The following is a 21,765-nucleotide window of genomic DNA, read 5'->3' as shown; positions in this document are numbered from 1 at the left end:
CGGCCCGCAGGATCGGCGAGGGATCGCATCTCGCCCACAGTCGGAGGAGAATATGCAGGCAAATTGGACGCCCGCTCAGGGCGAGGGGGAGCAGCAGTCGGCGCTCGAGCAGTTCGGCGTCAATCTCACGGAGGTCGCCCGCTCGGGCAAGCTCGACCCGGTCATCGGGCGTGACGGCGAGATCCGCCGAGTGAGTCAGGTGCTCACGCGGCGCACGAAGAACAACCCCGTGCTGATCGGCGAGCCCGGCGTCGGCAAGACCGCCGTCGTCGAGGGGCTCGCCCAGCGCATCGTCGCGGGCGACGTCGCCGAGTCGCTGAAGGACAAGGAGCTCATCTCGCTCGACATCTCCGCGCTCATCGCGGGCGCGAAGTACCGCGGGGAGTTCGAGGAGCGTATGAAGGCGGTGCTGCAGGAGATCAAGGACTCCGACGGCAAGGTCATCACCTTCATCGACGAGCTGCACACCCTCATGGGGGCGGGCGGTGGCGAGTCGTCGGTCGCGGCCTCCCAGATGCTCAAGCCCATGCTGGCGCGCGGCGAGCTGCGGCTCATCGGCGCGACCACGCTCGACGAGTACCGCGAGTACATCGAGAAGGACGCGGCGCTCGAGCGGCGCTTCCAGCAGGTGTACGTCGGCGAGCCGTCGGTCGAGGACACCGTCGCGATCCTGCGCGGGCTCAAGGAGCGGTACGAGGCGCACCACAAGGTGACGATCGCGGACTCGGCGCTCATCGCCGCCGCGAGCATGTCGAACCGCTACATCACGGCCCGCCAGCTGCCCGACAAGGCGATCGACCTGATCGACGAGGCCGCCTCCCGCCTGCGCATGGAGATCGACTCCGCGCCCGTCGAGATCGACGAGCTGCGCCGCGCGGTGGATCGGCTGAAGCTCGAGGAGCTCGCGCTCAAGAAGGAGAAGGACGACGCGTCCAAGGAGCGTCTCGCGAAGCTGCGCGAGGACCTGGCCGAGAAGCAGGCCGAGCTCGGGGTGCTCGAGGCCCGCTGGGAGAGGGAGCGCGCCTCGCTCAACCGGGTGGGCGAGCTGCGCGAGAAGCGCGACCAGCTGAACATGGAGGCCCAGGTGGCGCAGCGCGAGGGCAATCTCGAGAAGGCGTCGAGGTTGCTCTACGGCGAACTCCCGACGATCGAGAAGCAGATCGCTGAAGCCGAGAACGCCGAGATGGCGGGAGAGGTCGGGGGCGAGCCCCGCATGGTCAACGAGCAGGTGACCGACGAGGACATCGCGGGCGTGGTGGCGGCCTGGACGGGTATCCCTGTCGGTCGACTGCTGCAGGGCGAGACCGAGAAGCTGCTGTCGCTCGAGGGCGAACTCGGCAAGCGCGTGGTCGGTCAGGGCGAGGCGGCTCGCGCGGTCGCCGATGCGGTGCGCCGCACGCGGGCCGGCATCGCGGACCCCAACCGTCCCACCGGCTCCTTCCTGTTCCTCGGGCCCACGGGCGTCGGCAAGACGGAGCTCGCCAAGGCTCTGGCCGAGTTCCTCTTCGACGACGAGCACGCCATGGTGCGCATCGACATGTCGGAGTACGGCGAGAAGCACTCCGTCTCGCGGCTCGTCGGCGCCCCTCCGGGGTATGTCGGCTACGAGCAGGGCGGTCAGCTCACCGAGGCCGTGCGCCGGCGCCCCTACGCGGTGGTGCTGCTCGACGAGGTCGAGAAGGCGCATCCCGAGGTGTTCGACGTGCTGCTGCAGGTGCTCGACGACGGTCGGCTCACTGATGGGCAGGGCCGCACGGTCGACTTCCGCAACGTGATCCTGATCCTCACCTCGAATCTGGGCAGCCAGTACCTCATCGATCCCGATATGACCTGGGTGCAGAAGGAGGATGCGGTGCGCGAGACGGTGCGCCGGGCCTTCAAACCCGAGTTCATTAACCGGCTCGACGAGATGGTGATCTTCCATCCGCTGTCGGAGGAGAATCTCGCGCAGATCGTGGAGCTGTCGATCGACCGGCTGCAGCTGCGGCTCGCGGATCGGCGCCTCACCCTGGGCGTCACGCCCGAGGCGCGGGCCTGGCTCGCGTCCCGCGGCTACGATCCGATCTACGGCGCCCGCCCGCTGCGACGGCTCATGCAGCACGAGATCGACGACCGCCTGGCGCGGGCGATTCTCTCGGGCGGGGTGCGCGACGGCGAGGCGGTGCGGGTCGACGTTGCGGCCGACGGCGACGGCCTGGTTCTCGAGAGTGCGGGATCGGTGCCGACCGCTTCGGCCGACTTCGGCGGCGGCGCGGGTGGTGACGGACCCGACGACGTGATCGAGGCCGAGCTGCTCGACGACTGATCCCCCGCCCCCCCCGAGCCTGGCGAGGGGTGGGGCGGGCGCGGGTGCGTGCGCTTCGGCCCCGGTATCCCGCCTTCGCGCGTCAGTAGAACCAGGTGAGGCAGCAACTACTGACGCGCGTAGTAGGGGCGCGGGTCACGGGGCGGAGCGGCGCGCCCAACAGCAGGCACACGTTCTGGCAGACAGCCCCCGAAGCCCCTTCGCAGAAAGATCACAAAACGGTAACGGACTTCGCTATGCTGTGAGTCACCGCGCGAGGAGGCGCGGCGCGAGGAGGCTCGAGCATGACGGATCAGGCGGCCGGTTGGGGGCGCGGCGCTCTGCGCACCGGGCTGCTCGCGTGGGCGCTCGTCCCCCTGCTCCTCGTGCTCTGGGGCGCGACGCCTCACGCCGCGGCCGCCAGCAGCATGCAGATGCACGGCGCGCTGCACCGCGAGGGCGCCGTCGGCATCATCTCGCACCGCGGAGCCGCCGCGATCGCTCCCGAGAACACGCTCGCCGCGATGCGCGTCGCCATCGACCAGGGCGTCGAGTTCGTCGAGACCGATGTGCAGCTCACGGCCGACGGGGTGCCGATCCTCATGCACGACCCCACTCTCGACCGCACCACGAGCGGCGTCGGCGCCGTCGCGCACCGCAGCTTCGCCGAGATCCGCGCGCTCGACGCCGGCGGCTGGTTTGCCCACGACTTCGCGGGCGAACTCGTGCCCACGCTCGAGGAGTTCCTCGACGAGCTCGAGCCGTCGACCACCCGCGCCCTCGTCGAACTGAAGGGCGAGTGGAACACCGAGCAGCTGGAGGGCGTCACCGAGCTGCTGCGGTCGCGGTACATGGTCAATCGCGTGGCGCTGCAGTCGTTCGAGATCCCCACGCTGGAGGGGCTGCAGCAGGTGGCGCCCGAGTTCGCGCGCGTGCTGCTCACCCGCGAGTGGGACGAGGGCACCGTGCAGCAGGCGGTGGACCTGCAGGTCTCGGCGGTCGGCGCGCGCACCAAGCTCTACGACGGCCGGCCGGAGCTGCTCGAGCGCCTGCGCGCGGTCGGCATCGGATCCCTCGTCTACACGCTGAACACCGAGAAGCGCTGGGCGCAGGCGAGTGAGCGCGGCGTCGATCTCGTCGTCACCGACGACCCGGTGAGCCTGGCCATCTGGCGGGACGGATCCGAGGCGCCCGCAGCGGAGTGAGGCGGGTCGCGCGACGCGCTTCGTCATCTCCTGGTGGGGGAGGCCCGGCCACTGCTAGCGTCGGGGTGTCATCGATCGAAGGAGGATCCTCACATGCCCACCCCCACCCTCATCGGCAGTTCCGGGATCGAGATCGCGCCCCTCGCTCTGGGCGGCAATGTCTTCGGCTGGACCGCGGATCGCGACACCTCGTTCGAGGTGCTCGACGCCTTCCTCGCCGGAGGCGGGAACTTCGTCGACACGGCCGACGGCTACTCGCACTGGGCGCCGGGCAACTCCGGCGGCGAGTCGGAGACGATCATCGGCGAGTGGCTCGCGTCGGGCCGGGATCGCGACGGCGTGGTCATCGCCACGAAGGTGTCGACGCACCCCGACTTCTCGGGGCTCGCGGCCGCCAACGTGCAGGCCGCTGCGGAGGCGTCGCTGCGGAGGCTGCAGACGGACCGGATCGACCTCTACTACGCTCACTTCGACGATGCGGAGACCCCGCTCGAGGAGACGGTGGCGGCATTCTCGCGCCTCGTCGACGAGGGCAAGGTGCGCGCCATCGGCGTCTCCAACTACACGGCCGAGCGCATCGCGGAGTGGTTCCGCATCGCCCGCGCGGGCGGCTACCACCTGCCGGTGGCGCTGCAGCCGCACTACAACCTCGTGGAGCGCGACTTCGAGTCGAACGGGCTGCGCGAGGTCGCCGAGCGCGAGGGGCTCGCGGTGTTCCCGTACTTCTCGCTGGCCAAGGGCTTCCTCGCGGGCAAGTACCGCGACTCCGACGCGGCCTCCTCGTCGGACGCGAGTCCGCGCGCCGAGGCGGCGGTCGGTTATCTCGACGAGCGCGGCCGAGCCGTGCTGGCCGCGCTCGACGAGGTCGCAGTCGCCCACGGCGTATCCGTCGCCTCGGTCGCGCTCGCCTGGCTCCGCGCCCAGCCCACGATCGCGGCGCCCATCGCCAGCGCGCGCAACACGGAGCAGCTGCCCGCGCTGCTCGCGGCGCTCTCGCTCGAGCTCACCCCGCAGCAGATCGCGAACCTCACCGCTGCATCGGCGTAGGGTCGCCCTCGCCGTTTGAGCGAGCGCAGCGAGTCGAGATCGAGGTCCTTCGGTTTCGACTCGCTGAGCTCGCTCAACCGGCGGGAGGGCGTGGCGCCGTGGTCAGCCGCCGAGTGCGGCCGTGATCCGCTCCGGCGACAGGGCAGCGTCGATCGCCAGCTGGGCGGCGCCGAGGATCGCGGCGTTCGCCGCGGCGCGGGAGGGCGCGATCGTCAGGTGCTCGGTGGAGAGCGGGATCGAGCGGGCGTAGACGACCTCGCGCACGCCGGCGACCAGGTGTTCCGCCGTCTGCGCCATGGTGCCGCCGATCACGATGGTCGACGGGTTCATCAGGCTGACGCAGGCGGTCAGCACCTCCCCGATGTCGCGCCCGGCCTGCCGGATCGCCTGGATCGCCGCGACGTCGCCGCTCTTCGCGAGCGCCACGACCTCGCTCGGGCGTTCGAGTCTCCGCTCCGGCGTGCTGAGGGCGCGGGCCAGGGCGCGACCCGAGGCCACCGCCTCGATGCAGCCGCGGTTGCCGCAGGGGCACGGAGCGTCCGCGGCCCGGGCGAGGGCGACGTGCCCGATGTCTCCGGCGGCGCCGTGCGCGCCGCGGCGGAGCGTTCCGCCCGAGATCACACCGGCGCCGATGCCGCTGGCGACTTTGACGAAGATGAGGTCGGTGACGCCCGGCCAGGAGGTGCTGAGCTCGCCCAGTGCCATGATGTTGACGTCGTTGTCGACGAGTACGGGCGCATCGATCTCGGCGCGGATGGCGGAGGGGATGTCGAAGCGATCCCATCCGGGCATGATGGGCGGGTTGATCGGCCGCCCCGTCGAGAATTCCACGGGGCCGGGGACGCCGATCCCGATTCCGGCGACCTGTTCCGGCGTATAGCCGAGATCGGGAAGGATCTTCTTCGCGGACTGCAGGATCCAGTCCATCGCGGCTTCGGGGCCCTCTGCGATGTCGCGCGGAGAGGAGACCTCCGCGAGCAGGCCGCCGTCGAGGTCGGTGACGGCGATGCGCGCGTGCAGCGCGCCGAGATCCGCCGCCAGCACCACTCGCGCCCGAGGATTGAAGGCGATCTGCGATGACGGGCGGCCGCCCGTCGAGGCCGCGTCCTCGACGGGGGTGATGAGGCCGAGCTCGAGCAGCTGATCGATGCGCTGCGTGATGGTGGGGCGCGAGAGCCCCGTGATCTGCGCGAGCTTGGCTCGCGTGCGGGGTCGTCCGTCTCGCAGGAGTTGGAGGAGCCCGCCCGCCGTTGAGATAGCGGCGCCGTTCAGCGGAGAAGGCAGAGTCACACTTTCAGTAAAGCACAGATGAAAGTTGATAACGGTTTGGTCACTTATGAAAGAAGTTTGACAAAAGTGTGATGCCGGGTAACACAATAGAAACATGCAGACGATGTTGTCTTCCCGGTCCCCGCGCGTCGGCATGCTCGGCGCGGGATTCATGGCCCGCACGCACACGCTCGCGGCCCGTGTCGCCGGCGCGGGCCTCGAGGCCATCGCCTCATCGTCCCCGGAGCGCGGCGCGGAGGCCGCCGCCTCGCTGGGATACGCCCGATCCCTCTCCGCGGATGAGCTCCTCGCGGAGGGGCTGCCGTTCGTGCACGTCTGCACCCCCAATCAGAGCCATGTCGACTACGCGCGTACCGCGCTGCGCGCGGGCTCGCACGTCATCTGCGAGAAGCCGCTCGCGACGAGCGCGGCGGAGGCTCTCGAACTCGCGGCGGAGGTCGAGGCGTCGGGGCGCTTCGGTGCGGTGCCGTTCGTCTACCGCTACCACCCCATGGTGCGCGAGGCCCGAGCCCGCATCGCCGAGGGCGAGGCCGGTGCCGTGCTGACGATCGCGGGCCAGTATCTGCAGGACTGGCTGCTCGACGCAGACGATGACAACTGGCGCGTCGGGATCGGCTCCGGCGGTCCGTCCCGAGCCTTCGCCGACATCGGATCCCACCTCGTCGACCTCGTCGAGTTCGTCAGCGGCGACCGCATCACGAGGCTCGTCGCGACCACGCGCACCGTGCACCCCGAGCGCGGCGGGCAGCCCGTCGACACCGAGGACTCCGTTGCGCTGGCGCTCGAACTCGCGGGCGGCGGCATCGGCACGCTGCTCGTCTCGCAGGTCGCGCCCGGCCGCAAGAACGGGCTCGTGCTCGAGATCGCGGGATCCAGGGAGAGCCTGCGCTTCGAGCAGGAGGATCCCGAGCGCCTGTGGGTGGGCCGACGCGGCCACTCCGTGCTGCTGCGACGGGATCCCGACACGCTCTCGGCCGATGCAGCGCGCATCTCGTCGCTCCCCTCGGGCCATCCGCAGGGGTATCAGGACGCGTTCAACGCCTTCGTCGCGGATGCCTACGCCGTCGCGGCGGGGGAGCAGCGCGAGGGGGTGCCGACCTTCGCGGACGGGGCCAGGGCCGCGGTGATCACCGACGCCGTGCTCGAGTCGGCGCGCGGCGGACGCTGGGTGGAGGTGAGCGTGGCATGAACGACACCCGCCCGGCCGGCGCTGATCTCTCCGGCACCCCTGTGCTCCCCGGAAACCCCGTGCTCCCCGGCAACCCCGTGCTCCCCGGCAACCCCGCGCTCTCCGGCGCTCCCGTGCTCTCGGCCGTCGACGTGCGCAAGCAGTTCTTCGGCGTCGAGGTGCTGCACGGCGTCTCCCTCGATCTCGTTCCCGGAACCGTGCACGGCCTCGTCGGTGAGAACGGCGCCGGCAAGTCGACGCTCATGAAGATCATCGCGGGGGTGTACCGGCGCGATGCGGGCGACGTACGGCTCGACGGCGAGATTGTGGATTTCGGCCACCCCGTCGATGCGGCGCGGGCCGGAGTCGCGACGGTGTTCCAGGAGTTCAACCTGCTGCCCGATCGCACGGTCGCGCAGAACGTGTTCCTGGGCCGGGAGCCCAGGCGCTTCGGCCTCGTGGACGCCGCGGCGATGCGGCGCTCGACGGAGGAGCTGCTCGCCGACCTCGGCATCTCGGGGATCTCTCCCGACGCGACGGTCGGCGGGCTCACGGTCGCCGAGCAGCAGATCGTCGAGATCGTGAAGGCCCTCTCCGTCGATGCGCGTGTGATCTCGATGGATGAGCCGACCGCGGCTCTCGCCGACCACGAGGTGTCGATCCTCTATCGGGTGATCCGGCGGCTGCGCGAGCGCGGCGTCGCCATCCTCTACGTCTCGCACAGGCTGAAGGAGATATTCGATCTGTGCGACACCATCACCGTGATGAAGGACGGCTCGCTCGTCTCGAGCGACCCTGCCGCGGAGCTGGATCAGGCCACGCTCGTGCGGCGCATGGTGGGCCGCCCCATCAGCGCGTACTTCCCCGACCCTGAGCCCGGCACCGAGATCGGCGATCCCCTCGTCGAGGTGCACGACGGCGGCAACGCGCAGCTCGACGGCATCGAGCTGCGACTGCGCGCGGGCGAGGTCGTCGGCGTCTCCGGGCTGCAGGGATCGGGGCGCACCGAGCTCGTCGAGGCGATCTTCGGCGCCGCGCCCTTTACCCGCGGCGAGCTGCGACTCGACGGCGTCCCGCGGTCGATCCGGCAACCGCGCCAGGCCGTGAGACGCGGGATCGCGCTGGTCACCGAGGATCGGAAGCGCACGGGTCTCGCGCTGCACCAGTCGATCCTCGACAACGCACTGCTCGCGATCCGCAGCGTCTTCCCCGGCCGCACCCGATCGAAGCGGGCCGAGATCCCGGGCGTATTCTCGGCGCTCGAACTCGTGAGCCAGGGCCTGGGCCAGGAGGTGCAGGCGCTCTCCGGCGGCAACCAGCAGAAGGTCGTGCTCGCGAAGTGGCTCGCGACCGCCCCACGGGTGGTGCTGCTCGACGAACCGACTCGCGGTATCGATGTGGGAGCGAAGGTCGCCGTCTACCGGCTCATCCGGGAGCTGGCGAAGCGAGGCGTGGCGATCCTGTTCGTCTCGAGCGAGCTGCCCGAGGTGATCGGCATGGCGGATCGGATCCTCGTCATGAGAGATGGACGGATCGCCGGCGAGCTGCCGGCGGGATCGTCCGAGGAGACTGTTCTGGCGCTCGCGACGGGTGCCGCTGAAGCCGAGGGAGGAGCGTGATGGCCGCACTGAGCGCACGACTGCGAGGGCTCGACACGACCGTGATCGTCTACCTCGCGCTGATCGCGGTGCTCGCGCTGAGCGCCGTGCTCGTCGCGACGGCGGGGCGCAACCTGTTCAGCCCCGGCAGCATCCGCGACATCCTCACCGGAATGAGCGTGCTCGGCTTCGTCGCCATCGGGCAGACCCTCGTGATCCTGGGCGGATCCCTCGATCTCTCGGTGCCCTACGTCGTGAGCCTGACGAGCCTCATCGCGGCGCAGACGATGAACGGCCGGCCCGGCATGATCGTGCCCGCCGTGCTGCTCGCGCTCGGGGTTGCGGCGCTGATCGGGCTCGCGAACGGCCTCATCGTGACCTTCCTGAAGGTGCACGGCTTCGTGACCACCCTGGGGGTCGGCCTGATCCTCAAGGGCTATCTCAGCACGAACTACAAGGGCACCGCCGGTTCGGTGCCCTGGGAGTTCCAGCTCTTCGGCGCGACCGGGGTCGGCCCCGTGCCGGTCTCCACCATCGTGATGCTGGCGCTGGCCGGCGGTGTGGCGTTCCTCCTCGCGCGCGGCAGCTTCGGACATCACCTGTTCGCGGTCGGCGGCAACGCAGAGGTCGCCCGGCTCTCGGGGGTGCGCACGAGGCGGCCGGTCATCTGGGCGCACGTGCTCTGCTCGGTGTTCGCCGGGATGGCGGGCCTGCTGCTCGCGAGCCGGCTCGGCGTCGGCAGCCCGACTGTGGGCGTGCAGGGCGGGTACGACCTGCTCTCCATCGCCGCCGTGGTGCTGGGCGGCACGCTGCTGGCCGGCGGGCGGGGCTCGATCTGGGGCACGATCGGCGGCGTCGCGATCTTCGCGGTGCTCGACAACCTCATGAGCGTGCTGCAGGTCAACCCGTTCCTCAAGGACGTGGTGCGCGGGGCCGTGATCGTGATCGCCGTCGCCGTGTACTCGCGGCGGCGCCTGGTCGCGCGCCGCGAGCGCTTCACGCGCACCGGGGCCGATGCCGTACCGGTGGACGCCACGAGCGAGGGAGGTGCGCGATGAACGCGGCGCAGCGCAGCTCGGGCGGATTCGCACGCTTCCTCAGCACGCTGGTGAGTCCGCGCGGTGCCGTCTACCTGCTGCTCGTCGTGCTGCTGATCATCGTCTCGGTGCTCAACCCGTCCTTCACCGAGCCCGGGCAGCTCGTGCGCTACATCCAGCGCGTCGCCCCGATCGCTATCGTCGCGATCGGCCAGTACTTCGTCATCGTGAGCGGCGAGTTCGATCTCTCCCAGGGATCCCTCGTGACCACCCAAGTCGTGCTCGCGGGCACCCTCATCGGACAGGACGACGAGAAGGCGCTGCCGGTGCTTCTCCTGCTCCTCGTGCTCGGCACGATCGTCGGCATCGTGAACGGCCTCGTCGCGACACTGCTCAAGGTGCCGTCCTTCATCGTCACGCTCGGCATGATGCTCGTGCTCTACGGGGGTGTGATGTGGTGGACGGGCGGCGCTGCGACGGGCAACCCGGCCGACTCGTTCCGTCAGATCGGGCGGGGCGGCATCACCGGGATCCCGGTGATCGGCATGCTGCCCTGGGCGGTCGTGACACTGGCGGCCGTGATCGCGCTCGCCGCGTGGCTCTCGCGCCGTCCGTTCGGCCGCACGCTCATCGCGATCGGCGACAACCCGGCCGCGGGCGCCTTCGCCGGCGCATCGGTGTGGCGCACGAAGACGACCGCCTTCGTCATCTCCTCGCTCTGCGCGACGGTCGCGGGGGTGCTGCTCGTCGGATACGCCGGAGTGCATCCCTCGGTCGGCCGCGGCTACGAGTTCACGGCGATCACCGCGGTGGTGCTCGGCGGCGTGGTGCTCGGCGGCGGCCGCGGATCGGTCTGGGGCGCGCTCGCGGGGGCCTTCGGCCTCGAGACGCTCTTCACCCTGCTGAACTTCACCGCAGTCCCCTCCACCATGCGCGACGCGATCCAGGGCGCGATCATCATCGCGGCCGTGGCGTACTCGGGTGTCGTGTTCGGAGCCATCAGGCGCCGAGCGCTCGCCGAGGGGGCAGAAGGACCACCCGGAACCACCGGGCCAGTACCGGCGGGGAGCACCCCGCCACCCGATCCCGTCGGCGCCGTTGCCATGCGGGACATACACACGAAGGAGAATCGATCATGAAACGATCGCTGAGCATCACGGCGGGCCTCGTCGGCGCGGCATCGCTGATCCTGCTTGCGGGGTGCACAACCGACCCGTCGGTGGAAGCACCACCCGAGCAGGGCACGACGGAGGAGGCTCCCGCAGAGGAGAGCACGGGCGAATGGTTCGACCAGGCGCTCTTCGACAAGCAGTACGACGAGCGCTCGGTCACCCCGGAGGGGCCGGCGGATCAGCCCTATCTGCAGACCATCAACGCGGAGATGCGCGACACCTCCGAGTACGCGTCCGAGGGGGCCAAGAAGCTCTGCTTCGCGAACGCCTCGATCTCGAACCCGTGGCGGCAGACCGGCTGGATCACCATGAACGAGCAGCTGAAGGTGCTGCAGGATGCCGGCGCGTTCTCCTCGATGGAGACCCGCGACGCGAAGGACAGCGATGACACGCAGATCGCAGACATCGACTACTTCATAGCAGAGGGCGACTGCGACGGCTTCATCATCTCCCCGAACTCGACCGCCGCAATGACGCCGGCCGTGGAACGCGCCTGCGACACCGGGAAGCCGGTCGTGGTCTTCGACCGCGGCGTGCAGACCGACTGCGCGGTGACGTTCATCCACCCGATCGGCGGCTTCGCGTGGGGCATCGACACCGCGGAGTTCCTCATCGATCACCTGAACGAGGGCGACAAGGTCGTGGCGCTGCGCATCCTGCCGGGCGTCGACGTGCTCGAGCAGCGCTGGGCCGCGGCCGAGAAACTGTTCGACGAGGCGGGCATCGAGGCCGTCGACTACTTCACGGGTGCCGACCCGGCCGAGATCAAGAAGATCATCTCGGACGAGCTGGCCAAGGGCGATGTCCAGGGCATCTGGATGGACGCCGGCGACGGTGCGGTAGCGGCGATCGAGGCGTTCGAGGACGCCGGCAAGGCCTACCCGGTGATGACCGGCGAGGACGAGCTGAGCTTCCTGCGCAAGTGGAAGGAGACCGAGCTCACGGGTCTTGCGCCCGTCTACTCGAACTTCCAGTGGCGCACCCCGCTGCTCGCGATGCAGAAGATCTTCGCGGGCGAGGAGGTACCGTCCGAGTGGGTGCTGCCGCAGAGCCCCATCGCCGTCGATGAACTCGACGACTACCTGGAGCGCAACGACGGCATGCCCGACGGGCACTACGCGAAGTTCGGTGGCGAGGATCTGCCGGGCTACCCGCAGGTCTGGCAGAATCGGGTCATCCCGTAACTCGACCGGCGCGAGGAGTATCCTCTCGTCAACCGGCGAGAGGAACGCGTCGCAGGATCCATCCCGCTGGTTGAGCGAGCGGAGCGAGTCGAAACCCGGGCTCCAGCACCCGGGTTCCGACTCGGCTCCGTCTCGCTCGACCGGCGCGAGAAACCTCTCCTCGTCGTCCTGCGCGAGGTACGAGTCGCAGGATCTCCCCTCCCCAGGCGCAGATCCTGCGACTCCGCGCAGGATGACGGAATCCGAATGGAGTGATATGCAGCGACAGCTCGGTGTGAACACATGGGTGTGGACATCGCCGCTCGACGACGAGGCACTGCTCGGGATCGCGCGGTGCGCGCGCGGGATCGGCTATGAACTGCTCGAGCTGCCGGTGGAGTCGCCGGGGGACTGGTCGCCGGCGCTCGCCGTCGAGCGTCTCGGGGAGCTCGGCATGGGCGCGCGTGTGGTCGGGGCGATGGGCGCCGGGAGAGATCTGCTGGACGACGCCCTGCGCGACGCGACGCAGGACTATCTGCGGCACTGCGTCGACGTCGCCGTGACGCTCGGATCGCCGACGGTCGCCGGCCCCTTCACCGCCCGCACGGGACGCGTCTGGCGCATGGATGCCGAGGAGCGGGCGGCGACGGTCGCAGCGCTGCGGCTCGCGCTGCGCCCCGTGGTCGACTACGCCGCGGAGCGAGGGGTGACGCTCGCGATCGAGCCGCTGAACCGCTACGAGACCAGCCTCGTCAACACGGTCGAGCAGGCGCTCGACGCCCTGGAACCGCTCCTCGGATCGGGCGTCGGGCTCGCGCTCGACGCCTACCACCTGAACATCGAGGAGCGCTCTCCGGCGGCCGCGATCCGGGCCGCCGGCTCGCACGTGGCGGTGGTGCAGGTCTGCGGCAACGACCGCGGGCCGGCCGGACCCGACCACACGGACTGGGAGGCCTTCCTCGACGCGCTCGACGACATCGGCTACGCCGGTCCGCTCACGCTCGAGAGCTTCACCGGCGACAACGACACGATCGCCACGGCGGCCTCCATCTGGCGGCCGCTCGCCGAGAGCCAGGACGAACTCGCCCGAATCACCCTCGATTTCCTCACCGACCTGCAGCAGCGAAGGAGCCGCCTATCATGACGCACGAGGCATCGCATCCCGTCACCCTCTTCACCGGCCAGTGGGCCGACCTGCCCTTCGAGGAGGTGGCCCGGCTGGCGGCCGAGTGGGGCTACGACGGCCTCGAGATCGCGGCGTCGGGCGACCACCTCGACCTGGCGCGCGCCGACGAGGACGACGCCTACCTCCGATCCCGGCTCGAGATCCTCGATCGTCACGGCCTGCGGGTGTGGGCCATCTCCAACCACCTGGCCGGGCAGGCGATCTGCGACGACCCCATCGATTTCAGGCATCGCGCCATCGTGCGCCCCTACATCTGGGGCGACGGCGATCCCGAGGGGGTGCGGCAGCGCGCTGCCGAGGACATGATGCGCGCGGGTCGTGTGGCCCGCAAGCTCGGCGCCGAGGTCGTCACCGGCTTCACCGGTTCGAAGATCTGGCCGTACGTGGCCATGTTCCCGCCGGTGCCGGCCGAGGTGATCGATGCGGGGTACGAGGACTTCGCGCGGCGGTGGAACCCGATCCTCGACGTGTTCGACGGCGAGGGCGTGCGGTACGCCCACGAGGTGCACCCGTCCGAGATCGCCTACGACTACTGGACCACGGTGCGGACGCTCGAGGCGATCGACCACCGGCACGCGTTCGGCCTCAACTGGGATCCGAGCCATCTCGTCTGGCAGGGCGTCGATCCGATCGGCTTCATCGTCGACTTCGCGGATCGCATCTGCCACGTCGACTGCAAGGACACGCGCCTGCGCCCGCAGACCGGGCGCTCCGGGATCCTCGGCTCGCACCTGCCGTGGGGCGACCCGCGCCGGGGCTGGGACTTCGTCTCCACCGGGCACGGCGACATCCACTGGGAGGACGCCTTCAGGGCCCTCGGATCCATCGGCTACGCGGGGCCCATCTCTATCGAGTGGGAGGACGCAGGAATGGATCGCCTGCACGGTGCGGCCGAGGCGGTGGGGCGGATCCGGTCGCTGCTCTGGAACCGCCCCGACGCGTCCTTCGACGCGGCATTCTCGAACCAGTAGGCGAGGGATCGGCCGCGGCGCTCTGCTGATTGTGGAGAGGAGCGCCGCGCGCTCCCTCCTGCTGATTGAGCGAGGAGCGCCGCGCGCTCCCTCCTGCTGATTGAGCGAGGAGTGCAGCGACGAGTCGAAATCCGCGCGCCTCGCGCTTCCGCCTCCGCGGTGTTCCGCCTCGCTTGGCGCTGTAGCGCCACCACGGATCGTGCGCAAACGCTGGCGCGTTTGCCCGCAAACGATCCGTGCTCAACCGGCGGAGGCGGCCCCGTTCCCTACTCTCGTGTGAGCGTGCACTCCCCACGCGGCGTGCACGATCCTCGCTCCTCAGCCGTACGGTGCAGTGAGGGTGACGAGCGATTTCCTCGGTGTAATGATGCGTCTCATAACCTGACGTGATGATTATGCTGATAGGCATGACCAGCGATACCGCTCGACCGCTCCGCCACCTCGGCTTCATCCACCTCGTTCCGTTCGATCGCAACGATCCCGGGCGGGGTCTCGAGGAGGGGATCGAGCTCTTCCGCTATGCGGAGGAACTCGGGCTCGACAGCGGGTGGGTGCGTTCCCGGCACCTGCAGTACGGCCTGCCCTCTCCTGCGGTGTTCCTCGCGGCCGCTGCGCAGCACACGAAGCGCATCGGGCTCGGCAGTGCCGTGATCCCCGTCGGCTTCGAGAACCCGTTCCGCCTGGCCGAGGACCTCGGCACCGCGGACGCGCTCTCGGGCGGGCGGCTGCTGCCCGGCCTCAGCGTGCACCCGCCCGCGTACGACGACGCGGTCAACGACCTGGTGCACGACACCGGCTGGCGGGAGGAGGACTACGGCTACGGCCGCATCGAGCGCCTGCGCGCCCTGCTCGCCGGAGACCGGGTGCGCGAGGTGCCCGAGTACAACGGCATCGGCGGTGACTTCGATTCCGAGCGGGTGGAACCGCACAGCTCCGGGCTCTCCGATCGCCTCTGGTACGGCGGGGGATCGCTGCGCTCGGCCGAGTGGGCCGGACGCGCGGGCTTCAACTGGCTCGTCAGCAACATCAGCTCGGCCGAGAACGGGCTCACCGACTTCTCGCGGGTGCAGCGCGCGCAGATCGACGCGTTCCGCACCCAGCATCCCGCGGGCGAGGCGGCGCGCGCCACCGTGGCGCGGGTGATCGTGCCGACCGATGGCGCCACTGACGATCAGGTGCGCAGGTACCGCGCCTACGCCGAGGCGCGTACCCCGCGCACGAAGAAGGTGCACGGCAAGAACACCATTATCGCGCTCGACGTTCTGGGATCCCTCGACGAGATCGTCGAGTTCATCCGCGGCGACGTGGCGTTCCAGGCCGCCGATGACTACCTGTTCGAGCTGCCGTTCGAGCTCGAGCTCGACGACTGGAAGCACATCCTGCATCAGCTCGCCACCCGCATCGGCCCGGCCCTGGGATGGCGGCCGGGCGCCGGGGGAAGCGTGTGAGCGGGGGCGGATCCGAGCTGGTGATCCGGCGGCCGTCGCCCGAGGAGTACCCGGAGATCGATCGGCTGATCGAGGAGTCCTACGCGCACGACTACGGCCCCTCCGACCCCCACGACGACCCGGTGTACCGGTCCGCGGTGCGGGATCGCGACTACGAGGTGTGGGTCGCGGTCGATGCAGACGGCCGGCTGTTGGGCAGCGTCACGCTGCGCGCTCCCGGCGGGCCGCCCCTGCACGAGGACGTCGCCGAGCGCGAGCTCGATCTGCGCCTGCTGGGCGTTGCGCCGAGCGCTCGCCGTCGTGGAGTCGCGGCGGCCCTCATGCGGCAGGCGGCGGTGCGGGCCGCCGAAACGGGGCGGGCCGCCGTGGTGCTGAAGACTGCGCCGAACATGCGGGGCGCGCACCGGCTCTACGAGGCGCTCGAGTTCTCCCGCGCTCCGGAGCGCGATGGCCTGTGGATCGACGGTGAGCGCGTGCTCGACCTGTACACCTACGTGTTTCCGCTGCATGAGGCCTGCAGCGCTACGTGGTCGACGCCTTCGTGCGGTCGGGGCTGAAGTAGGGCGCGAGCCCGCCCGGCAACTCCCAGACAGCCCGAACGTAGAATGGTGATGTGAGCGACAAACTGCTGCATCTGGTGCGCCACGGCGAGGTACACAATCCCGACCGTGTGCTGTACGGCCGTCTGCCGGGGTTCCGCCTCTCCGAGCTGGGCCACCGCATGGCAGAGGCGGCGGCGCTCGAACTCGCAGGCAGCGATCGCATCGTCGCCCGGCTGCTCGCCTCGCCGCTCGAGCGCACGCAGCAGTCGGCCCGTCCGATCGCGAGCGCACTCGGTCTCGAGGTGTCGCTCGAGGATCGCATCATCGAGCCGGCCAACGCGTTCGAGGGCATGGTGAACTCCGGCCCGGACTCGGCGTTCCGGAAGCCGCGCTACTGGTACCGCTTCCTGAACCCGTTCCGCCCCAGCTGGGGAGAGCCGTACCGGCAGATCGCGGCGCGCGTGCGTGAGGCCTTGGATGAGGCGTGGGAGACGACGCGCGGCGGCGACATCGTGATGGTGTCGCACCAGGCCCCCATCTGGGTGGCGCACCTCGACGTCGCGGGCAAGCCCCTGTTCCACAACCCCGCGACGCGGCGCTGCGAGCTCTCCAGCATCACGAGCTTCGAAAAGCGGGGCGAGCGCTGGTTCGAGGTCGACTACCGCACGCCGGCGGCCGACCTGCTCGGCGACGCCGTGGACGTGGGGGCGGTATGAGCCGTCGTCGGACCGGGACGGCTCTCGCCCTGCCCATCGCCGCCCTCCTCGCGCTCTCCGGGTGCAGCGGGGGAGATGGAGACCTCGCGGCCGAGTGGAACGAGGCGAGCGGCAAGGGGTACGTCTCCGGCGACGGCTCCTCGCTCAGCATCGCGCCGGAGCAGCGCACCGAACCGGTGGAGTTCTCCGGCGAGACGGAGAGCGGCGACAGCTACGGCTCGGCCGATACCCTCGGCAGCGTCACGGTGGTCAACTTCTGGTACGCGGGCTGCGCGCCCTGCCGTGCCGAGGCCCCCGACCTCGTGGAAGCCTACGACGAGTTCCTGCCGCAGGGTGTGAAGTTCGTCGGCGTCAACACCCGTGATCAGGTCGCGCAGGCGCAGCAGTTCTCCGAGCGCTTCGAGATCGAGTACCCCTCGATCATGGACAACGCCGGCGGGCGAGCGGTGCAGCGCGCCTTCGCCGGTCAGGTGCCGCTCAACGCGGTGCCGACCACCCTCGTGCTCGACGCCGAGGGGCGGGTGGCGCACCGGGTGCTCGGTCAGCTCGCCGGCACGTCGCAGCTGCGCACGCTGATCGGAGAGACCCTGGCGGAGACCGACGGCGGGGCCGCCGCGGATCCGGCATCGGATCCCGCCCCGGCTGACGAAGCGACCGAGCAGTAGCGGTGGACATACAGCACCTCGTCGCCGACGGGCAGCTGCTCGTCGCGTCGGTGATCGCACTCGCGGCGGGCCTGCTCTCGTTCCTGTCGCCCTGCGTGCTGCCGCTGGTGCCCGGCTACCTCGCCTACGTGGGCGCGAGCGCGGGAGCGGCCCCGGGGGAGAAACCCGCGCGGGGGCGCCTCGTGCTCGGCTCGCTGCTCTTCGTCGCCGGGTTCACCGCCGTGCTGGTGGCGTTCCTCGCCGCGGCGGGGACCGTCGGCGTGTGGCTGCTCGAGTGGGAGCAGATCATCACCCGAGTCATGGGTGCCGTGGTGATCCTGATGGGACTGGTCTTCATCGGAGCCTTCGGCTTCATGCAGCGCACCACGAAACTGCGCGTGAAGCCGCGCACCGGGATCATCGGAGCTCCGCTGCTCGGAGTGGTCTTCGCCATCGGCTGGACCCCGTGCCTCGGCCCGACGCTCGCCGCCATCATGACGCTGAGCGTGCAGCAGGGCTCGGTCGGGCGCTCGGTGGTGCTCGCCTTCGTCTACTGCCTCGGCCTCGGCCTGCCCTTCGTGCTGGCGGCTTTCGGCTTCGGCTGGATGACCCAGACCATGACCTTCTTCAAACGGCATATTCGCACCGTGAATCTGATCGGCGGTGCGCTGCTGATCCTCATCGGTCTCCTCATGGTGACCGGACTCTGGAGCCAGATGATGTACGCACTGCAGGCGGTGATCGGCGGATATGTCACGCCCCTCTGACTATGACGACGGAACGGGTGCGGGCGGATCGCTGCGCGCCGAATCGCCCGAGCTCGGGTTCACGGGCTGGCTGCGCTGGTTCTGGCGGCAGCTGACCAGCATGCGGGTCGCCCTGATCCTGCTGCTGCTGCTCGCGGTCGCGGCGATCCCGGGCTCCCTCGTACCGCAGCGGGGAGCCGATCCCAACGGCGTCGTGCAGTACCAGCAGGATCACCCCGATCTCTTCCCGATCCTCGATGCCTTCCCCATCCAGGCCTTCGACGTGTACGGCTCGGTGTGGTTCTCGGCGATCTACCTGCTGCTGTTCATCTCGCTGATCGGCTGCGTCCTGCCCCGCATCGCGCACCACTGGAAGGCCTGGCGGGGAAAGCCCCCGAAGACGCCGGCCCGGCTGCAGCGCATGGCGGGCTTCTCCGAGCTGCGCCTGTCAAACCCCGAAGCGACGCCGGCTGAGCGCGAGGCCTTCGCCACGCGCGCGGTCGAGGAGGCCGCTGCGATCCTGAAGAAGCTGCGCTACCGGGTGGAGCTGCAGCGCGCCTCGCGGCGCGGCGTCGACGAGGTCTCGGTGTCGGCGGAGCGCGGGTACCTGCGCGAGACCGGCAACCTGATCTTCCACGTCTCCCTGCTCGGTGTGCTTGTGAGCGTGGGGCTGGGCGGCGTCTTCACCTTCAACGGGCAGAAGGTGCTCATCGAGGGCGAGACGATGGTGAATCAGCTCATCGACTACGACACGGCCACCTCCGGGCGGTCCTTCGACAGTTCCAGCCTCGAACCCTTCAGCCTGAGGCTCGATTCGCTCGACGTCACCTACAACACCCCGGACGACGGCAACGTGCAGGCGATCGGCCTGGTCAAGGACTACACGGCCAACATGACGCTCCTCTCGCCCGAGGGTGACGAGTCGGAGCACGTGATCCGGGTGAACCACCCGTTGCGCGTGCACGGATCCCCGATCTACCTCATCGCCAACGGCTACGCCCCGAAGATCACCATCCGCAACGCCGAGGGCACCGTCGTCTACAGCGAGGCGATGCCGTTCATCCCCCAGGACAATCTGAACATGACCTCGCTCGGGGTGGTGAAGGTGCCCGACGGCATCGTCGACGAATCGGGCGATCCGGTGCAGATCGGCCTGCGCGGCTTCTTCTACCCCACCAAGGCCGATCTCGACACGGGGGCCTACACCTCGAACTATCCCGACCTCGAGAACCCGGTGCTCACCCTCGACGTGTTCGAGGGCGACCTCGGCATCGACGACGGCATTGCCCGCTCGGTGTACGCGCTCGACACGAGCGGCATGGAGCAGCTGACCGGCCGCGCGGTGGACGTCGACTCCATCGAGCTGCGACCGGGGGAGCGGGCCGACCTGCCGAACGGCTTCGGCACGATCGAGTTCGAGTCGGTGCCCCGGTACGCCTCGTTCGACGTGATGCAGAACCCGGCCCAGGAGTGGATCCTGGTGTTCGCGGTGCTGGCGCTGGGCGGCCTCATGTGGTCGCTCTTCGTGCCGCGCCGCCGCATGTGGGTCAAGGCGCTGTCGTCGGAGGACGGCGTGGTGCTGCAGTACGCGGCGCTCGCGCGCGGGGACGACCCGGCGCTGGAGCGGGCCGTCGAGGAACTGCGCGACCGTCATCGCGAACAGCTGTAGCCTCGCGGGCCGCGGCCCGCGAGGCTGAATCCTGCTCCTCCGCACCCGAGGCGGTGGGATCCTGTCCCCTCCCGTGCAGCTCGAGCAGCCGGATCCCGGTCCCTGCGCCTGTCGGAGCGGAGATCCGCGATCCCTCGTTGCTTCGTTCCCTCCTGCCTCGCCGAGTGAGCGCAGATGGTTCGAGGATCCCGGATCCCGAACCATCTGCGCTCACTCGGCGGAGGTGGTGCGGGAGTGAGGCTGGTGCGGGAGCGGGGCAGGCGCGGGAGAAACGAAGGGCGGTGTGCGGGATCCTCATCGGATCCCGCACACCGCCCTTCGCGAAATGTCTAGAAGGCCTTAGAAGCGCCAGACGGCGGCCTGGAATCCGACCGGGGGTTCGGGCGTCCAGCTCTCGTTCTTGCCGACGAGGCCGGATCCACCGGGGTTGTTCGACTCGATGATGGTGAAGGTGCCGTCGTCGTGCACCTCGGTGATGAGCACGGTGTGCACGCCGGTGACCCACGAGGTCGGGGAGTCGATGTACTCGTACTGGATCACATCGCCGGGCTCGGCCGTGGCGAGCGTCATGCGAGTGGCGCCGTCGTAGTTGGAGACGGGGTTGCCGCCGCCGCCCCAGTTGCCGCCGCCCGCGCGGATCCAGCGCTGCGCGGACATGATGCACTCGCCCGGCTGGCTCCAACCGGTAGCTCGGCTCGTGCCGACCTCGCTCTCGGCCAGCGCGATAGTGGCCTCGACGTCGAAGTTGTGGGGCACCTTCGCGACGTCGTCGATGCTGAGCACGGACTCGATCGGTGCGCCGGCGAGTGCGTCACCGGTGTCGAGCGTCTGCGACGCCGTGGTGGTGGGCTGCACCGCCGCGAGGGAGAAGTCCTCGATCGGGGCGTCTGCGACCGCCGGCGCTGCGCCGAGGGCGAAGGTCACTGAAGCGACCAGGCTCACTGCGAACGCCTTGGCAGATACTCTCACGCGAAAAACTCCGGGGGTTGTCCAATAAAAAACGCCGGGCCGTGGCCCGCGCGCCTCAACCAGTATGCGTTACCGTTCTGTTACTTTCAAGTCCAGAGGCGAAATCGATCGTTCATGTGGGGATGCTCCAAGGTGACGTTCAGGCCCGGGGCCGCCCGAAGCGGCCTGGGATTGCCCTGGGGTGGCCCCGGTTCGGTTCCGTCGCGAGAACACGCTAGACTGGTGCGCGCTGGCTTCGCGGCCAGTGAGGAGGATTCGCCTAGCGGCCTATGGCGCACGCCTGGAACGCGTGTTGGGTTAACGCCCTCGGGGGTTCAAATCCCCCATCCTCCGCTGCAGGGCCCGTCGCATCGCGACGGGCCCTTTCGCGTCGTCCGGTGTCCGCGAGCCATCGGCAAGACCCTGAGGATGGGCGTGGGTGCGCTGGCCCTCCCCGTCGCTCCGCTCCCGGCGCCCCTTCCGCCTACGCGCGCCAGTAGTTGCTGCCTCGCGCCAGGTTTGGTGACAACTACTGACGCACGAATCTCCTGAGAGCCCCTGAACCGGCGCCGAGGGTGGCGCCCTGAGGCGGTGGCCTCACCGCGCACCAGGCACCGCGCACCAGGCAGAAACGCTCGCGCGTTGCTTCGAGCGGTGCACGCGTGGCCGCACAACGCCGGCGCATCGCCCTGAGCGGCCGGCCGGGGTCCGACCTCTGTGCTCTGCTTCAGGCGGATTTCAGAAGACTGGGGATCCGGTGAACCCCTCGCGCAATCTCTCACAGCGCTCGGGCCGCGTGTGCCAGACTCTTAATTGAGGGTTTCGACTTGGTCTGACGCGAGGTGATGGCGATGACGGAGAGCCGTGGGAACGAACCGCGACGGCGGCAGCAGCGCGGGATCGCGACGCAGACGGCTCTGCTCGAGGCGGC

At 69.7% G+C, this 21,765-nt stretch carries 18 protein-coding genes and 1 tRNA gene; 17 read left to right on the top strand and 2 right to left on the bottom strand.

Annotated elements, in window-relative coordinates; all coding sequences use genetic code 11:
* Positions 1-52 precede the first annotated feature (52 nt).
* The 3 genes from AMS65_RS12990 to AMS65_RS12980 all read left to right on the top strand — a co-directional run bounded on the left by AMS65_RS12990 (position 53) and on the right by AMS65_RS12980 (position 4,536).
* Positions 53-2,305: an ATP-dependent Clp protease ATP-binding subunit gene (locus AMS65_RS12990; RefSeq protein WP_075200995.1), complete on the top strand. Its 2,253-nt coding sequence runs from the start codon at positions 53-55 to the stop codon at positions 2,303-2,305.
* A gap of 284 nt (positions 2,306-2,589) precedes the next feature.
* A complete protein-coding gene (locus AMS65_RS12985; protein WP_053384607.1) occupies positions 2,590-3,489 on the top strand; it encodes a glycerophosphodiester phosphodiesterase in 900 nt (299 codons plus the stop codon).
* Between the two features lie 93 nt (positions 3,490-3,582).
* Complete coding sequence (locus AMS65_RS12980; RefSeq protein ID WP_053384606.1) at positions 3,583-4,536, top strand: aldo/keto reductase; 954 nt, start codon at positions 3,583-3,585, stop codon at positions 4,534-4,536.
* 102 nt (positions 4,537-4,638) lie between these two features.
* Here AMS65_RS12980 and AMS65_RS12975 read toward each other — a convergent pair whose 3' ends face one another.
* On the bottom strand, positions 4,639-5,826 hold the full coding sequence (locus AMS65_RS12975) for an ROK family transcriptional regulator (RefSeq protein ID WP_083451697.1): 1,188 nt from the start codon (positions 5,824-5,826) through the stop codon (positions 4,639-4,641).
* Positions 5,827-5,920: 94 nt separating this feature from the next.
* On the opposite strand from AMS65_RS12975, the gene AMS65_RS12970 reads away from it, so the two are divergent.
* The 13 genes from AMS65_RS12970 (at position 5,921) to resB (ending at position 19,886) form a co-directional block, all read left to right on the top strand.
* Positions 5,921-7,015 (top strand): Gfo/Idh/MocA family protein, encoded by a 1,095-nt coding sequence (locus tag AMS65_RS12970; RefSeq protein WP_053384605.1) that lies wholly within the window; start codon positions 5,921-5,923, stop codon positions 7,013-7,015.
* The gene (locus AMS65_RS12965) at positions 7,012-8,613 is read left to right on the top strand and encodes a sugar ABC transporter ATP-binding protein (protein WP_241489443.1); all 1,602 of its coding nucleotides are present in this window, start codon (positions 7,012-7,014) and stop codon (positions 8,611-8,613) included. Before AMS65_RS12970 ends, AMS65_RS12965 begins: the two co-directional genes overlap by 4 nt.
* Complete coding sequence (locus tag AMS65_RS12960) at positions 8,613-9,650, top strand: ABC transporter permease (protein ID WP_053384604.1); 1,038 nt, start codon at positions 8,613-8,615, stop codon at positions 9,648-9,650. Before AMS65_RS12965 ends, AMS65_RS12960 begins: the two co-directional genes overlap by 1 nt.
* Entirely contained in the window at positions 9,647-10,768 is a 1,122-nt protein-coding gene (locus tag AMS65_RS12955) for an ABC transporter permease (protein ID WP_053384603.1), read from the top strand. Before AMS65_RS12960 ends, AMS65_RS12955 begins: the two co-directional genes overlap by 4 nt.
* Positions 10,765-11,985 carry a substrate-binding domain-containing protein gene (locus tag AMS65_RS12950; RefSeq protein WP_053384602.1) on the top strand — a complete coding sequence of 407 codons (1,221 nt, stop codon included), beginning with the start codon at positions 10,765-10,767 and terminating at the stop codon, positions 11,983-11,985. The genes AMS65_RS12955 and AMS65_RS12950 overlap by 4 nt, the downstream gene beginning before the upstream one ends.
* Positions 11,986-12,241: 256 nt before the next feature.
* On the top strand, positions 12,242-13,108 hold the full coding sequence (locus AMS65_RS12945) for a sugar phosphate isomerase/epimerase family protein (RefSeq protein WP_053384601.1): 867 nt from the start codon (positions 12,242-12,244) through the stop codon (positions 13,106-13,108).
* On the top strand, positions 13,105-14,121 hold the full coding sequence (locus AMS65_RS12940) for a sugar phosphate isomerase/epimerase family protein (RefSeq protein ID WP_053384600.1): 1,017 nt from the start codon (positions 13,105-13,107) through the stop codon (positions 14,119-14,121). Before AMS65_RS12945 ends, AMS65_RS12940 begins: the two co-directional genes overlap by 4 nt.
* Positions 14,122-14,528: 407 nt before the next feature.
* On the top strand, positions 14,529-15,569 hold the full coding sequence (locus AMS65_RS12935) for an LLM class flavin-dependent oxidoreductase (RefSeq protein ID WP_053384599.1): 1,041 nt from the start codon (positions 14,529-14,531) through the stop codon (positions 15,567-15,569).
* Entirely contained in the window at positions 15,566-16,126 is a 561-nt protein-coding gene (locus AMS65_RS12930; protein WP_053384598.1) for a GNAT family N-acetyltransferase, read from the top strand. Before AMS65_RS12935 ends, AMS65_RS12930 begins: the two co-directional genes overlap by 4 nt.
* A gap of 56 nt (positions 16,127-16,182) precedes the next feature.
* A complete protein-coding gene (locus AMS65_RS12925; RefSeq protein WP_053384597.1) occupies positions 16,183-16,827 on the top strand; it encodes a histidine phosphatase family protein in 645 nt (214 codons plus the stop codon).
* Positions 16,824-17,492: a TlpA family protein disulfide reductase gene (locus AMS65_RS12920; RefSeq protein ID WP_053384596.1), complete on the top strand. Its 669-nt coding sequence runs from the start codon at positions 16,824-16,826 to the stop codon at positions 17,490-17,492. The genes AMS65_RS12925 and AMS65_RS12920 overlap by 4 nt, the downstream gene beginning before the upstream one ends.
* Before the next feature lie 2 nt (positions 17,493-17,494).
* Positions 17,495-18,238 (top strand): cytochrome c biogenesis CcdA family protein, encoded by a 744-nt coding sequence (locus tag AMS65_RS12915; RefSeq protein ID WP_053384595.1) that lies wholly within the window; start codon positions 17,495-17,497, stop codon positions 18,236-18,238.
* Complete coding sequence (gene resB / locus AMS65_RS12910; RefSeq protein ID WP_053384594.1) at positions 18,222-19,886, top strand: cytochrome c biogenesis protein ResB; 1,665 nt, start codon at positions 18,222-18,224, stop codon at positions 19,884-19,886. Before AMS65_RS12915 ends, resB begins: the two co-directional genes overlap by 17 nt.
* 339 nt (positions 19,887-20,225) lie before the next feature.
* Here resB and AMS65_RS12905 read toward each other — a convergent pair whose 3' ends face one another.
* Entirely contained in the window at positions 20,226-20,828 is a 603-nt protein-coding gene (locus AMS65_RS12905; protein ID WP_241489442.1) for a CHAP domain-containing protein, read from the bottom strand.
* A gap of 275 nt (positions 20,829-21,103) precedes the next feature.
* Between AMS65_RS12905 and AMS65_RS12900 the strand changes: the two genes are divergently transcribed.
* A tRNA-Ser gene (locus tag AMS65_RS12900) sits at positions 21,104-21,188 on the top strand.
* The last annotated feature ends 577 nt before the right edge of the window (positions 21,189-21,765 follow it).

This window comes from Leucobacter celer subsp. astrifaciens (assembly GCF_001273835.1).
In the GTDB taxonomy this organism is placed as follows: Bacteria; Actinomycetota; Actinomycetes; order Actinomycetales; family Microbacteriaceae; genus Leucobacter; species Leucobacter celer.
Note: the sequence above shows the minus strand (reverse complement) of the source record. Positions and strands in the feature narration are given on the sequence as shown.